The organism is Lentzea sp. HUAS12, assembly GCF_024125735.1.
Lineage (GTDB): Bacteria > Actinomycetota > Actinomycetes > Mycobacteriales > Pseudonocardiaceae > Lentzea > Lentzea albida.
Genome location: NZ_CP099738.1, coordinates 2,559,397 through 2,574,227 on the forward strand (window position 1 = coordinate 2,559,397; position 14,831 = coordinate 2,574,227).

Annotated in this window: 11 protein-coding genes and 1 pseudogene; 6 read left to right on the top strand and 6 right to left on the bottom strand. The window is 72.1% G+C overall.

Annotation, left to right across the window (positions count from 1 at the left end):
* Positions 1–4 precede the first annotated feature (4 nt).
* The 5 genes and pseudogenes from ND450_RS11295 to ND450_RS11315 form a co-directional block, all read left to right on the top strand.
* Positions 5–844, top strand: a pseudogene (locus ND450_RS11295) (cytochrome c oxidase assembly protein); the annotation flags it as partial.
* Positions 845–920: 76 nt separating this feature from the next.
* A complete protein-coding gene (locus ND450_RS11300) occupies positions 921–1,313 on the top strand; it encodes a cytochrome c oxidase assembly protein (protein ID WP_253326094.1) in 393 nt (130 codons plus the stop codon).
* A 6-nt stretch (positions 1,314–1,319) separates the two neighbouring features.
* Positions 1,320–3,521, top strand: a complete 2,202-nt coding sequence (locus ND450_RS11305; RefSeq protein ID WP_253326095.1) for a cation-translocating P-type ATPase — start codon at positions 1,320–1,322, stop codon at positions 3,519–3,521.
* 92 nt (positions 3,522–3,613) lie between these two features.
* Complete coding sequence (locus tag ND450_RS11310) at positions 3,614–4,645, top strand: DUF1996 domain-containing protein (RefSeq protein WP_253326096.1); 1,032 nt, start codon at positions 3,614–3,616, stop codon at positions 4,643–4,645.
* Positions 4,645–5,163, top strand: a complete 519-nt coding sequence (locus ND450_RS11315) for a DUF305 domain-containing protein (protein ID WP_253326097.1) — start codon at positions 4,645–4,647, stop codon at positions 5,161–5,163. The genes ND450_RS11310 and ND450_RS11315 overlap by 1 nt, the downstream gene beginning before the upstream one ends.
* 81 nt (positions 5,164–5,244) lie before the next feature.
* On the opposite strand, the gene ND450_RS11320 is transcribed toward ND450_RS11315, so the two are convergent.
* On the bottom strand, positions 5,245–6,111 hold the full coding sequence (locus ND450_RS11320; RefSeq protein WP_253326098.1) for an NAD(P)H-binding protein: 867 nt from the start codon (positions 6,109–6,111) through the stop codon (positions 5,245–5,247).
* Between the two features lie 71 nt (positions 6,112–6,182).
* Here ND450_RS11320 and ND450_RS11325 point away from each other — a divergent pair, with 71 nt between their 5' ends.
* Complete coding sequence (locus ND450_RS11325; RefSeq protein ID WP_253326099.1) at positions 6,183–6,857, top strand: TetR/AcrR family transcriptional regulator; 675 nt, start codon at positions 6,183–6,185, stop codon at positions 6,855–6,857.
* Positions 6,858–6,905: 48 nt separating this feature from the next.
* Here the strand turns inward: ND450_RS11325 and ND450_RS11330 are convergent, their stop codons facing one another.
* Genes ND450_RS11330 through ND450_RS11350 form a run of 5 tightly spaced genes read right to left on the bottom strand, consistent with a single transcriptional unit; the run spans position 6,906 to position 14,688 of the window.
* Entirely contained in the window at positions 6,906–9,830 is a 2,925-nt protein-coding gene (locus ND450_RS11330) for a CBM35 domain-containing protein (RefSeq protein ID WP_253326100.1), read from the bottom strand.
* A gap of 34 nt (positions 9,831–9,864) precedes the next feature.
* Positions 9,865–10,725, bottom strand: coding sequence for a carbohydrate ABC transporter permease (locus tag ND450_RS11335; protein WP_253326101.1), 861 nt, complete (start codon positions 10,723–10,725; stop codon positions 9,865–9,867).
* Positions 10,722–11,684 carry a carbohydrate ABC transporter permease gene (locus ND450_RS11340; protein ID WP_253326102.1) on the bottom strand — a complete coding sequence of 321 codons (963 nt, stop codon included), beginning with the start codon at positions 11,682–11,684 and terminating at the stop codon, positions 10,722–10,724. The genes ND450_RS11335 and ND450_RS11340 overlap by 4 nt, the downstream gene beginning before the upstream one ends.
* Positions 11,685–11,687: 3 nt before the next feature.
* Positions 11,688–13,049, bottom strand: a complete 1,362-nt coding sequence (locus ND450_RS11345; RefSeq protein ID WP_253326103.1) for an ABC transporter substrate-binding protein — start codon at positions 13,047–13,049, stop codon at positions 11,688–11,690.
* Positions 13,050–13,065: 16 nt separating this feature from the next.
* Entirely contained in the window at positions 13,066–14,688 is a 1,623-nt protein-coding gene (locus tag ND450_RS11350) for a glycoside hydrolase family 13 protein (protein ID WP_253326104.1), read from the bottom strand.
* Positions 14,689–14,831 lie beyond the last annotated feature (143 nt).

The window sequence follows — 14,831 nt, forward strand, 5'->3', positions numbered from 1 at the left end:
CGCGATGGTCTGGCACGTCCCGGCGGCCGCGGTGTGGATCGGCTCGCTCGTCGCGTTGCGCGCCCACCTGCGCCGGCCGGGAGGCGGCGCTGAGGTCGTGTTGCGGCGCTACCGCCGCCTGACGGGGTGGTGCCTCGTCGTGCTCGTCCTCAGTGGAGCGGTGGCGGGAGCGGTGCTGGCCGGACCTTCCGGGCCGCACGGCGGTTACGTGGTCCTGTTGCTGCTCAAGGCCTTCGTGTGTGCGGTGGTCCTGGTGCTGCGTGCTCGCTGGCAAAGGCCTCTCGCAGCGGAACTCGTGGCCGTCGGACTGGCGCTCGGCGCGTCGGCCGGGCTGACCCACCTGGTGCCGCCCGCCTGGTCGCGGAGCAGGCCGTCACCCCAGGAGACGGTGCTGGGCTACGAACTCCCGGACCCGCCGTCGTTCCCGGAGATCGTGCTGGACTGGCGGTTCGACCTCGTGCTGGGACTCGGCGCCGTCCTGCTGGCGGTGGCCTACGTCGTCGCGGTCCGGACGCTGCACCGGAGGGGCGACGCCTGGCCGTTCGGGAGGACCGCCGCGTGGCTGCTCGGGTGCGCGGTGGTGCTGGTCGCGACTTCGTCCGGCGTCGGCCGGTACGCGGCCGGAATGTTCAGCACGCACATGGTCGCGCACATGTCTCTCAACATGCTCGCGCCCGTGCTGCTCGTGCTCGGCGGGCCGCTCACGCTGGCGTTGCGGGTGCTGCCGGCCGGACCGAGGCAGTGGGTGACGGCGCTGATGCACTGCCGCGCCGCACGGCTGTTCGCGCATCCCGCGGTGGCCGCGACGACGTTCGTCGGCTCGTTCTACGTCCTGTACTTCTCCGACCTCTTCGGTGCCGCGATGCGCTTCCACTGGGCGCACCAGCTGATGAACCTCCACTTCTCTCGTCAGCGGCTACGTGTTCTTCTGGCTCGTCATCGGCGTCGACCGCGCGCCGCGCGCGCTCCCCCACCTGGCACGGCTCGGCCTGGTGTTCTCGGTGATGCCGTTCCACGCGTTCTTCGGCGTGATCCTGATGAACAAGCAGACCGTGATCGCCGAGTACTTCTACCGCACCCTCGGCCTGACCTGGATGCCCGATCTCCTGACCGACCAGCGCCTCGGCGGCGGCATCGCCTGGGCCACCGGCGAGGTCCCGATGCTCGTCGTCGTGCTCGCGCTGCTGCGGCAGTGGGCGGTGGCCGACCGACGCGAGGCCGTGCGGTTCGACCGCGCCACCGACACCGGGCACGACGACCGGCTCGACGCCTACAACGCGATGCTCGCGGAGCTCTCCGGAAGGAAGAACTGACCTGTCATGACCACCACCACGGACGGCGCCGTCGAACTGACGGTGTCCGGCATGACCTGCGCGGCCTGTGCCACGCGCATCGAGCGCAAGCTGAACGGGGTCGAGGGCGTGCGCGCGACCGTCAACTACGCCACCGAACGCGCGGTGGTCCATCTGCCCCGGGGGATGCACGCCGAGGACGCCGTGCAGGTCGTCCGGGACGCGGGCTACGACGCCACGCCCGCCGGGCGCGACCGCGAGCAGTCCCGCGACACCGTCACCGGACTGCGCCGCAGGCTCGTGGTCGCGGCCGTGCTCGCGATCCCCCTCGGCAACCTGTCGATCAGCCTCGCTCTCGTGCCCGCGCTGCGCTTCCCCGGCTGGGAGGCGTTGTGCGTGCTCCTCGCGTCGCCGGTGGTGACGTACTCGGCGTGGCCGTTCCACCGGGCGGCGCTGCGCAACCTGCGGCACGGCGCGTCCAGCATGGACACCCTGGTGTCGCTGGGAGTCCTCGCCTCGTTCGGGTGGGCGCTGTGGTCGCTCGTGGCCGGGCCCTCCGGTCCGGGCTACTGGCTCGGTTTCGGTGTGACGGCGGAAGGCGCGGACGCCGCCTACCTCGACGTGGCGGCGGGCGTCACGACGTTCCTGCTGGCGGGACGCTACTTCGAGCTGCGGTCGCGGCGGTCCGCGGTGGGTCTGCTCACCGCGCTCGCGGGCATCGCGGCGAAGGACGCGAGGGTGCTGCGCGACGGCGCCGAGACCACCGTGCCGACGGCGGAGGTGCGCGTCGGCGACCTGCTCGTGGTGCGGCCCGGCGAAGCGTTGCCCGCCGACGGCGTCGTGGCGGAGGGGTACTCCGCGGTCGACACGGCGTCCATGACGGGTGAGTCCGTTCCGGTCGAGGTCGGTCCGGGTGACCACGTCACGGGCGGCACGGTCAACAGCGCCGGGCGGCTCCTCGTCCGCGCGACGGCCGTCGGGGCGAACACGCAGCTCGCGCAGATGCGGGCGCTGGCCGAGCAGGCCGCCGAACGCAAGGCCGCGGTGCAGCGCCTGGTCGACCGCGTGTGCTCCGTCTTCGTGCCGGTGGTGCTGGCGTTGTCGGCGCTGACGCTCGCCGGGTGGCTGCTCACCGGCCACTCCACCCGTGAGGCGTTCACGGCGGCGGTTGCCGTGCTGATCATCGCGTGCCCGTGCGCGCTCGGCCTCGCCACGCCGACCGCGCTGATGGTGGGCGTGGCGCGCGCCGCGCAGCTCGGCATCCTGGTCAAGGGGCCGGAGGTGCTGGAGGCGACGCGGGCCGTCGACACCGTCGTGCTGGACAAGACCGGCACCGTCACGACCGGCCGCATGCGGGTCGCCGCCGCGACGTCGTTCACCGGGGAGGACGTGCTGAGGCTCGCGGCCGCGGTGGAGGCCGCCTCCGAGCACCCGATCGGTGTCGCGATCGCCGCGGCGTGCCCGGACGTGCCCGCGGCGGACGGGTTCGAGGCGTTGGTCGGCGCTGGCGCGCGCGGCGAGGTGGAGGGCGTGCCGGTCGTCGTGGGGTCCGCCGAGCTCATGGCGCGGCTCGACGTCGTGGTGCCCGCGGCCGCCTCCGAGTGGTGGTCGGAGCTGGGGCCGGCCACCGGTGTGCTCGTCGCCCGGTACGGCGAGGTGGTGGGCGGCATCGCGGTGCGCGACACCGTGCGCCCGTCCGCCCGGGGCGCGGTCGCGCGGCTGCACTCGCTCGGACTGCGGACCGTGCTGCTCACCGGCGACCACGAGGCCGCCGCCCGAGCCGTTGGCGCGGAGATCGGCGTCGGCGAGGTGATCGCGAACGTGCGTCCCGCGGACAAGGTCGCCACCGTGGAGCGGTTGCGCGCGCAGGGCCGGCACGTCGCGATGGTCGGCGACGGCATCAACGACGGTCCGGCGCTCGCCGCCGCCGACCTCGGCATGGCCATCGCCCGAGGCAGCGACATCGCCGCGCAGGCCGCCGACGTCGTCCTCGTGCGCGACGACCTGGACGCCATCGCGGACACGGTCGTGCTCGCCGGCCGCACGCTCGCCACCATCCGGGGCAACCTCGTGTGGGCGTTCGGCTACAACGCCGCCGCGCTCCCGCTGGCGGCGTTCGGACTGCTCAACCCGCTGATCGCGGGGGCCGCCATGTCGTTGTCGTCCGTGCTGGTCGTGGCGAACAGCCTGCGATTGCGCACCGCCCTCGAACCCTCCCGGGACGGGTGATCGGAAGACCGGCGAGATTTTTCCGTTATCGGCGGGGGTCCAGGACATCTCCTGGTCAGAACACCCCTGGACCCTGCCGAAAGGAACCTTCAGTGCCCCTCACCCCACGATTGCGGCGGCGCGTGTGGATCGCCGCTCTCGCCGTGGCGGGCGTCGCGGCGTCCGCGGTCACCGCGAACGCGATGTTCTTCATGCCTCCCGCGCCGCCCAAGGCCGTGCCGACCTCCACGACGACGGTCGCGCCACCGCCCGCGCTCGCGGACACCACGACGCCCCCGCCGGCCGCCACCTCCACGCCGCCGCCCGCCGAGACGACGAAGGCGGCGGCCGTCCCGCTGAAGCCGCAGGAGCCGATCCCGCCGAACGCCGTGCGCGTGGCGGAGTTCGTGGCCGAGTGCCCGTTCACGCACAAGCTCCCGGACGACCCGATCGTCCTGCCGAACCTGGCCGGCGCCTCGCACCTGCACAGCTTCTTCGGCAACACCTCGACCAACGCCCACTCGGACGTGACCAGCCTGAGCAAGGCGAGCAGCACGTGCAGCCCGAAGGTCGACCTCTCGTCGTACTGGGTGCCGACGCTGCTGGTCGACGGCCAGGCCGTCGAGCCGACCGGCACGACGTTCTACTACCTCGGCGAGGGCGTGCGCGACGACGTGACCGCGCGCATCCAGCCGTTGCCGTACGGGCTGCGCATCGTCGCGGGCAACGCCAAGGCCACCGCACCGGACAACACCACGATGTCGCGCTGGTCGTGCCTGCACGCGGGCCACGTCGGCGCGTCCAAGGACTTCGTGAACTGCCCGGCCGGCACGATGATCGAGTCCTACCTGGACTTCCCGCAGTGCTGGAACGGCAAGGACCTCGACTCCCCCGACCACAAGAGCCACATGTCCTACCCGGTCGCGGGCGACTGCCCCGCGACGCACCCCGTGCCGGTGCCGAAGCTGCGCCAGGTGCTGCGCTACCCCGCGAACGGCGACCCCTCCAAGTTCAAGCTGTCGTCCGGGCCCGGCTTCACGATGCACGGCGACTTCTTCAACGTGTGGCCGGAAGCCGAGATGGCACAACGGGTCCGCGACTGCATCAACCGGATCGTCAAGTGCGGACCGGACGGCCGGCCCTAGTGCGAGCCCTCCTCCTCACCGCGGTCCTCGCGGCAGCGGCCTGTGGCACACCGGCGGCCGGCACCCCTGTCCCGACCGACCTGTCCGCCACCGACCTGGCGTTCGTGGACCTGGTGATCCCGCAGAACGAGTCGGTGCTCGCCGCACTCGCCCTAGCCGACCGGCCCGGCTCCGCGCTGGGTCCGGTGGTCGCCCGGGTCGGCGAACGCTACCGGTCCGAACTGGCGCAGGCACGCGAGTTGCTCGCCAGGGCGGGCAAGGCGGAGAGCGACCAGCACGAGGGCCACGACATGCCCGGCATGATCACGGCCGCCGAACTGGCCGCGGTCGAGCACGTGCAGGGCGCCGACTTCGACCTGCGGCTGAAGGTGTTGCTGCGCACGCAGTTCGAGGAGGCGCGCACGGTGGCCCGCGCGGAGCTGGCGTCGGGCACCAGCAGGCCGGCGCTGGAGCTGGGCGAGCACATCGACAGCTCGCGCGCGGAGTTCCTGGAGTTGCTCGGGGGCTCGCGGCAGTGAGGTGACGCGGGTGGGGGCGGGCCGGGGCGAGATCCGCACCCGGCTGCGCCCCTCACCCGAACCCGTTCCCCAACCAGGCACTCAGGACCGGCCGCCCACGGCCTCCTCCAGCACCTCCCGCAACGGAGTCACCGGCCGTCCGAGCAGCTTCTCCAGCTCCTCCCCCGTGGTGGCGAACTCACCCCGCCGCGACGCCCGGAACATCCCGACCAGCAGGTCGGCCCGGTCCGCGGGCACGCCGTTGCCGACCAGCGCCGCCGCCCACTCCTCGTCGTCGACGACGACCCGCCGAATCGTCCGGCCCGTGATCTCCCCCAGCAGCACCGCGACGTCGCCGAGGTCGAGCGCCTCCCGCGCGGTGAGGGGCGGGGTCGGACCGTCGAAGCTCTCCTCTCCCGCGAGCAGGATCGCCGCCGCCTCGGCGAGGTCGGCGTGCGCCGTCCACGACACCGGACCGTCCGCGGGCGCCACCAGCTCCCCCGTCGCGAGGGCCCGCCCCAGCAACAACGGGACCGTCGAGGCGTAGAAGCCGTTGCGCAGCGACGTGAACGGGACCCCGGACTCCTCGAGGCACCGCTCCGTGGCGGCGTGGTCGGGCATCGGCAGGAACAGCGAGTCGCTCGCCGCGCCCTGGTGGCTCGTGTAGAAGATCCGTTCCACTCCGGCCGCGCGGGCGGCCTCGATCGCGTTGACGTGCCGCTCGACCGCCGTCGAACGGGTGTCGTTCGTCGAGACGAGCAGCACCCGCTCCGCCCCCTCGAACGTCTCGGCGAGCGAGCCGGGATCGGCGAAGTCGCCCCGCCGCACCCGCACCCCGCGCCCGGCCAGCGCCGCGGCCTTGTCGACGTCCCGCACGCTGACACCCACGCGACTCGCCGGCACCCGCTCCAGCAACCGCTCCACGACCTGGGCGCCGAGCTGTCCGGTCGCTCCACTGACGATGATCATCGCTGCCTCGCTAACGTTGGTAGTAACGTTGACACTACCGACGTTAGCAACATCGCGCTAGAGTGGGCCACGTGGTCGAGAGCAACCGGGACAAGGCACGCGCACACGTCGTGGAGGTCGCGGCCCGGCTGCTGCGCGAGCAGGGAGCCGCCGCGGTCACCATCCGCGCCGTCGCCCAGGCCGCAGGCACCCAGGCACCGGCGATCTACCGGTTCTTCGAGGACAAGGAGGCGTTGCTCGACGCCGTCGCCGAGCACGTCTTCGCCGCGTACGTCGCGACCAAGGCGATGACCGAGCAGGGCAACGATCCGGTCGCCGACCTGCGGGCCGGGTGGGACACGCACCTCGGTTTCGGACTCGCCAACCCCGAACTGGCCGGCCTGCTGCTCGACCCGTCCCGCGCGGCCCGGTCGCCGGCGATCGCCGGCGGGATCGAGATCCTGCGCGCCCGCGTGGCCCGCGTCGCCGCGGCGGGACGGCTCCGGGTGAGCGAACGGCGGGCCGTCGAGCTGGTGCACGCCGCGGGAACGGGGGCGGTGCTCACCCTGCTGTCCTCGGCGCCGCAGGACCGGGATCCGGAGCTCGCCGACGTCCTGTTCGAGACGGTGGCGCGGGCGATCCTCACCGATGAGCCCGCGGGCGAAACCTCCTCGGCGACCGACGTGGTGCGGCGCGCCCTGCCCGCGTTGCGGCAGCTGACGGAAGCGGAGCGCTCGCTGCTGTCGGAGTGGCTGGCCCGGCCCTGAGACGCGGCTGGGCGTTCCCACCCGCGGGGTGGGAACGCCCTCTCCGCGCTACCAGCCGGAGTTGCCGGTACCGCGCTGCACCGTGAACCTGTTCTCGTCGTTGGTCATCCCCTGGCTACCGGTGCCCTTCACCCCGGTCACGGTCACCCGGTCGAACCGCCCGGTGCCGGTCACCAGGTTGAGGTGGATGCCGTGCGACCCGGCGTTGGACACCGCCACGCCCTTGTCGTCGGTGAAGGCCTCGGTCGCGCCGCCGGTGCCGGTGATCCGCACGTTGTCGACCGTCACGTTCGAGATCGCCTTGTTCCAGCTGAACAACATGCCGTGGTAGCTGGAGTCGACGATCTCCAGGTCCTTCACCACCAGAGGCGCGGTGATGTCGGACTTCTCGGCGAACAGCCAGACCGCGCCGGTGTGGGTGTCCCAGTCCCAGTTGCGGGTACCGGTGCGGGTGAAGGTGGTGCGCTGCACGGAGGTCGTGCCGGCGAACGGCTTGGCGTCGTGCCAGCTCGACACCATGACACCGGCGCCGTTGAACACCGTGTCGCTGATCAGCGAGTCCTCGACGCGGTTGTCCGTGCCGCCGTAGATCGCGGCGCCGTTGGCGAGGATCGGCAGCGAGATGGTGTTGAACGCGAACACGCTGCGGCTGACTTCGCTCTTCGGGTTCCACGACCACATGGCCATGCCGTCGTCGCCGGTGTTGCGGAAGGTGCTCTGCTCGACGCGGACGTTGGTCGTGGGTCCGTTGTTGCCGTTGACGTTCAAGCCGTCGGCCATGGTGTTGCGGACGCGCAGGCCCGCCGCGTAGAAGCCGTCGGCCTGCTTGAGCCACAGCCCGGTCTTGGCGTGGTTGGTGGCCACGTTGAAGACCGTCGCGCCGGAGCCCGACTCCACCTCGACGAACGAGTCGGAGTTCGGGGCGTCGTCGGGGTCGCGGGTGGTGACGTCGCCGTCGAAGGTGAGGTCGGCGATCGTCGTGCCGGCACCGGCGACGGCGAACCCGCCGCGCCGGTCGGCTCCGTTGAGGACGGTGTGCCAGATGCCGGCGCCGCGCACGTCGACGCCACTGAGGTTCACGATGCTGTTCAGGTTGTACTGGCCCGCGGGCAGCCACACGCCCCTGGTCGCGGTGCCCTGGGCGGCGGAGACGGCGGCACGGATGCCCGCGCTGTCGTCGGCGCCGTCACCGGGGTTGGCACCGCGGGTGCGGACGTCGACGTACCCCGCGGGCGCGGTCGTGGCGGTGGCGACCTCGGCGTCGAGCAGGTCGACGGTGATGTACGCGCCGGCGTTCGTGTCCTTGGCCAGGCGGATCACGGTGCCCGCCGGGTAGGTCTGCGGCAGCAGGACGCGCGCGTCGTCGAAGTAGCGGTGCGGGCGTGCGCCGCCGGGGCCTTCGGCGAACGGGTAACCGCCGTACATCCAGCTGTACTTGGAAGTCAGCTGGAGATCGGTGACCTTGGTGCCGTTCGCGTACACGGCGAGCGGCGCGGTGGTGCCGTCGGGAATGCTCGCGCGGACGGTGAGGGCGTTGGCAGGAGCGGTCAGCGTGACCTGCACGTGCTGGCCGGTGCCGGTGAGCTTGACGGCACCGCGACCGGAGGCCTCGGCGACGTCGGTGGTGTACTTGCGGCCCGGCGTGAGCTTGGTGCCCGTGGTGGTCCCGGCCTCGGCCTCGTAGGTGGTGAACGGCACGGTCGCACCCCGCGCGGCCAGTGCGGCCGAGCCGGTCACGGCGATGTTGTCGAGCTGTGCGCCGTTCGCGTCCTGGTAGCCGATGATGTTCAGACCGGCGCGCAACGCCGTGGTGTGCGTGACGGTGCGCCAGCCGCTGCCTCCGGTGAGGGTCAGCTGCGCGCCCTTGACGCCGTTGACGTACGCGGTCACCGTGCCGCTCGCGGATGCCGTGTACCGCACCGTGATCGTGGCGTTGCCGGCGCTCGCCTGGTTGATCGTCCGGATCACCCGCGCGCCCGCTCCGGGCAGCGACACCGCGCCGCTCCCGGTCGCACCCGCCGTGGTGGTCGTGACGGCGCCACCGCCGAGGAAGCCGGACTCCAGCTCCGTGGTGCCCTCGGGAGTCGGGGTGGTGTCGTCCGGTGCCAGGGCGACGTTGTCGAGGTTGATGTTGCCGTTGTCGTTGGCACCGAAGGACACCACGACGGTGTTCGACCCGACGACGGTGGTCACCGGCACGCTCGCGGTGGCCCACTCACCCCACGACGCGGTGGCGGGCAGCGAGACCTGCTGTGCCGCACCGTTCACCGCGGCGGTCATGGTGCGCGACGAGCCGGTTCCGTTGGCGTAGCGCAGGGTCAGGGTCGACCTGGTGGCGGTGCTGGAGACCGTGAACGTCGCCGCAGCGCCCCGGTTGGCATCGACGAACCCGCCGACGTACCCGCTGCCGGTGTGCCCGCCGTGCTCGGACTCGACCCGCGCGCCACCGGCGAGCGTGCCGGACTCGGCCTCCACCACCCCGGCGGCGGGGGTCACCCGCTCGACGGACAGGCTGTCGATGTTGACGTTGCCGTTGTCACCGCTGCCGTACCGCACGGCGAGGGTGTTGGCGCCCGCGTTCAGGGTCACGTTCTGGCTCACCGCGCCCCACGACGCCCAGCCGGCGGTGGCGGGGAGCGAGAGCTGCCGGGTGCTCCCGTTGACGGCCAGCGTGACGGTGCGGGTGCTGCCGGTCCCGTTGGCGTAGCGCAGGACCAGGCTGTGCGCCCCCGCCGCGGACCCGCTGGTGATCACGGTCAGGGCGGCGTTGCCGCGGTTCGCGTCGGAGAACCCGCCGACGTAGCCGGAGCCGGTGTACCCGGCGTGCTCGGTCTCGACCTGGGCGCCTCCTGCCAACGCGGCGGATTCGGTCTGGTAGATCGTAGGGGCGGCCGAGACCGCGCTGATCCCACCCGCTGCCAGGGCAGCGCTCAGTACCGCGACCTTCACGGCCGCGGGGAGTTTCTTCAACATCGTTGTTGTTCTCCTAGGCGAATCGGGACGGGGCCTAGCCTTTGACTGCTCCCTCGAGCGCGCCGCTTTGCAGAAAAAGCCGTTGGAACACCAGGAAGAGCGCCGCCGGGATGACCGACGAGATGGTGAGCGCGGCGAGGAACACGTCGAGCTCGACGTAGCGCTGCAACGCCGGCAACCGCACCGACAGCGGCTGCACCGCCGGGTCGGGCAGCACCAGCAGCGGCCACAGGAAGTCCTTCCAGCTGGCCACGACGGCGAACACCGACACCACGCCCAGGATCGGGCGCGACAGCGGCAGGACCACCGACCAGAACACCCGCGCCGGACCGGCGCCGTCGACCCGGGCGGCCTCCAGCACCTCGCGCGGCAGGTTCGCGAAGAACCGTTGCACCAGAACGACGTTGAACGCGCTGGCACCCGCGGGCAGCCACACCGCCCAGAACGTGTTGATCATCCCGCTGCGCACGACCGTCAGGTACAGCGGCACGAGCAGCACGATCGACGGGACGAACAGCGTGCCGAGCACGACGGCGGTGATCAGCCCGCCGTAACGGGGTCGCAGGATCGCCAGGGCGTAGCCGGCCGTGGTGGCCACGACGAGTTGCACGAGCCATGACCCGGCGGCGATCACCACCGTGTTGAGGAAGTACTTGTCTATCTCCACCCGCGTCCACGCGGTGAGCAGGTTGGCGAGGTCGACGCCCGTCGGGAAGATCGCCAGCGGTGCGCGCAGCGTGTCCTGGGTGGGCGTGACGGCGGCTTTGGCGAGCCACAGCACCGGCCCGAGTCCGGTGAGCAGCAGCGCACCCAGCAACAGCCCCTGGACCGCGCGGAGCGTCCGGCGGATCGCCGGGGTGGCGCGCTCCGACGGCGAGATCAGGCCGCGCTTCACGAGGCGCTCCAGGACCGGGTGACGCGCAGGTACACGGCCGAGAGCACGGCCAGGACGGCGGCGAGCACGATGCTCAGCGCGGTCGCGGCGCCGTAGTCCCCGCCGAGGCTGCTGGCGAAGGCGTAGTCGTAGATCAGCAACAGGACCGTCGTCGTCGAGCCGGCCGGACCGCCGCCGGTGAACAGGAACGGTTCGAGGAACACCTGGGCCGTGCCGATGATCTGCAGGATGAACGTCACCAGCAGCACGCCCCGCAACCGCGGCAGGGTGACGTGCCAGACCTTGCGCCAGATCCCCGCGCCGTCGATCTCGGCCGCCTCGTACTGCTCGGCCGGCACGCCGGCCAGCGCGGCCAGGTAGATGATCACCGTGCCGCCCGCCGCGGCCCACGTCGCCTCCAGCACCAGCGCGGGCATGGCGCTGCCGGGGTCCTGCAGCCACTGCCAGGGGCCCAGTCCGACCCAGCCGAGCACGGTGTTGAACACACCGGACGGACCGGCGTCGTAGAAGAACTTCCACAGCAGCACGGCCACCACCGGCGGCACCACCACCGGCAGGTAGGCCAGCGCGCTGAAGAGGCCGCGGCGGTGCCGGACCTCGCTGATCAGCACGGCGGCGACCAGCGGGATCGGATAGCCGAACACCAGCGCCAGCACCGCGAACCACAGCGTGTTGCGCACGGCCGTCCACAGGAGGGGGTCAGCGAGCACCTGGGCGAAGTTGTCCAGGCCGACGAACGTGACCGGCCCGACGAGGTTCGTCCGCTGGAAGCTCATCACGACCGACTGGACGATCGGCGCCCAGGAGAACACCCCGAACACCACCAGCAGCGGCACCAGGAACAGCAGGGTGGTGAGCCCGCCGCGGCGGACCCAGGTGACCGGCGTGCGCCGGCGACGGGGAGCGGGCGGTGGCGGCGGGACGGCCGCCACCGCGCGGACCGGGGACTGGACGGCCACCGCTCAGCCCCTGCCCATCGTGGCCTGCGCGTCCGCGTCGGCCTTCTTCAGCAGCGCGGCGACGTCGGCGCCCCGGTCGGTCAGCAGCGCCTGCACCGTCGTGTCCAGGATCTTGTAGACCTCCTGGGTCGACCTGGTCGGCTCGGTGACGAGCGGCTGGTCGAACATCGCGTCGGTGTAGGGCTTCATCTGTCCCAGTGGCACGTTCACGTACTGCTTGACCCACTCCTGCTGCTTGTCGTAGGTGGCGCGGTCCACGACCGGCAGCGCGGGCACGCCGACGGGCTGCTTGGTGTCCGCCAACGTCTTGGCGTCCGCCACCGCGGCGTCCTGGTTCGTGAGCTTGCCCATGTAGTAGAAGTCGATCCACTTCACGGCGGCGTCCTTGCCCCGCTCCCCCGTGTTCGAGCTGACGACGGCGAGCGTCCCGCCCCCGAGCACACCCGCGTCGGGCTTGTCCGCCAGCGGGAGCGCGGCCACGCCGTAGTCGGCGGGCTTGAGGCCGTTCTGGGTGACGAGGTTGCCGTAGTTGCCGCCACCCGAGACGTACATGCCGATGCGGCCGGCGGCGAAGTCCTGGTTGATGCCCGCCCAGTCGTAGAGGAAGTTGGCGCCCATGGAGTCGTCGTCCCAGCGCATGGCGCGCAACGTGGTCAGGACCTCGGTCATCTCCGGCGTGTCGACGGTCGCCTCGGCGGTCTCGCCGTTCAGCTTCTCGGTGCGCCCGCCGAACGCGTAGTCGAGCGTGGTGAGGATCCACCCGCCGGTGTTGCCCTGCGTCATCTGCGCGTAGCCGGCCTGACCCGTGCGTTCGGTGATCTGCTTCGCGGCCGAGCGGACCTCCGCCCAGGTCGTCGGCGGCTTGTCCGGGTCGAGCCCGGCCTGGGTGAACAGCGTGCGGTTGTAGTGCAACGCCTGGCCGTACGCGGCGATCGGCACGGCCCACTGCTTGCCGTCGGCCGACTGCCCGGCCTTGGCGACGGTCGGGTTGAGCCCCGACGCGTACGGCAGGGCCGCGACCCGCCCGCTGATGTCGGCGATCTGCTGGCGCTCGATCAGCCCGCGCCCGTCGGTGAACGGCACGGTCAGCACGTCCGGCGCGGTACCGCCCGCGAGCTGCGCGGTGAACGTCGCCGCCGTCCAGGTGTACTCCTGCGGCTTGACGTCGACGTCGGGGTTGGCCTGCTCGAACTGGGCCACGCGGGCGTTGAACGCCTCGATCGCCTTGGCCTCGAGCCCGGCGTCCATGGCCACGGTGAGGACCACCTTGCCCTCGGCGTTGAGCTCGTCGTCGGGGCTGGAGCCGCACGCGGTGAGCGCCAGGGGCAGGGCGAGGGCGGCGGCTGTCAGACGGTGGGACTTCATTGTCTCTCCAGAGGAACTACGCGCGCAGCCACGCGGCGGCGTCGGTGGGCAGGGTGGTGGAGGGCGACGTGCCCCCGAGCGCGGTGCTCGTCAGCAGCACCTCCTGGTGCGGCGGCAACACGAGCGGATCGGGCCCGAAGTTGACCACGCACACCACGTCGTCCCGGCGGAACGCGATCGCGTCCGGCCCCAGGTCGACCCAGTCGAAGGACTCCCCGCGCAGTCCCGCCTCCTCGCGGCGCACCGCCAGAGCCGCCCGGTACAGCGACAGCATCGACCCCGGGTCGTCCCGCTGCGCCTCCACCGACAGCTCGCCCCACCCGGCGGGTTGCGGCAACCAGGCCGGTTCCCCGTCCTCCGGCCCGAAGCCGTACGAGCGCCCCTCGCGCGTCCACGGCAGCGGCACGCGGCACCCGTCACGGCCGGGGTCGACGCCCTCGGACCGGAAGTGCATCGGGTCCTGCAGCACCTCCAGGGGCAGGTCCTCGACCTCGGGCAACCCGAGCTCGTCGCCCTGGTACAGGTAGAGCGCGCCGGGCAGCGCCGCCGTCAGCAGCGCCGCGGCCCGCGCCCGCCGCTCCCCCAGCTCCAGGTCGGTCGGTTCGCCGAACCGCTTGGCCAGGAAGGAGAAGGACGTCTCGGCGCGGCCGTACCGGGTCACCGGGCGGGTCACGTCGTGGTTCGACAGCACCCACGTGGCGGGCGCCCCGACGGGCGCGTGCGCGTCCAAAGTGGACGCTATGGAGTCGCGCAGCTCCTTGGCGTCCCAGGGGCGGCCCATGAAGTCGAAGTTGAACGCCGAGTGCATCTCGTCGGGCCGCAGGTAGCGGGCGAAGCGCTTCTGGTCGTCCAGCCACACCTCGCCGACCAGCACGCGGGGCTCGTCGTAGGAGTCGGCGACGGCGCGCCAGCCGCGGTAGATGTCGTGGAGCTCGTCGCGGTCGACGAACGGGTGCTCGCCCGCCGCGTAGGTCTCCGGCACCTCGGGCAGCGCGGGGTCCTTGACCGGCATGGACGCCGAGTCGACGCGGATGCCCGCCACCCCGCGGTCGAACCAGAACCGCAGCACGTCCTCGTGCTCGCGCCGCACGTCGGGGTGGTTCCAGTTCAGGTCGGGCTGCTCGGGCGCGAACAGGTGCAGGTACCACTGGCCGTCGGGCACGCGGGTCCAGGTACCGCCCGCGAAGCTCGACCGCCAGTTCGTCGGGGGCAGCTCGCCGTTCTCGCCCCGGCCTTCCCGGAACCAGAAGCGTTCGCGCTCAGGGGATCCCGGGCCCGCGGCCAACGCCTGCCGGAACCAGGCGTGGTCGCTGGAGACGTGGTTCGGGACCACGTCGACGATCGTGCGGATGCCCAGCGCGGCGGCGTCGGCGATGAGCACCTCGGCGTCGGCCAGGGTGCCGAAGGCGGGGTCGATGGCGCGGTAGTCGGCCACGTCGTAGCCGCCGTCGGCCATCGGCGAGAGGTACCAGGGCGTGAACCAGATGGCGTCGACACCCAGGTCGCGCAGGTGGCCGAGGCGGGCGCGCACGCCGGCGAGGTCACCGGTCCCGTCGCCGCCCGCGTCGGCGAAGCTGCGCGGGTAGATCTGGTAGATCACCGCGCCACGCCACCAGGGCGGTGGCAGGTCCGTCGTCACGGCGTAACTCCCCTCAGTCGAGTCCAGACGCGCGACGACCCGCCGATCATCGCTGATCAGGTTAGGTATAGCGCTACATCTGCGTGGTGTGGAAAGCTAGCCTCCGGCACGAAAGGTGTCAACGACGGAATTCGGAGGGGCAG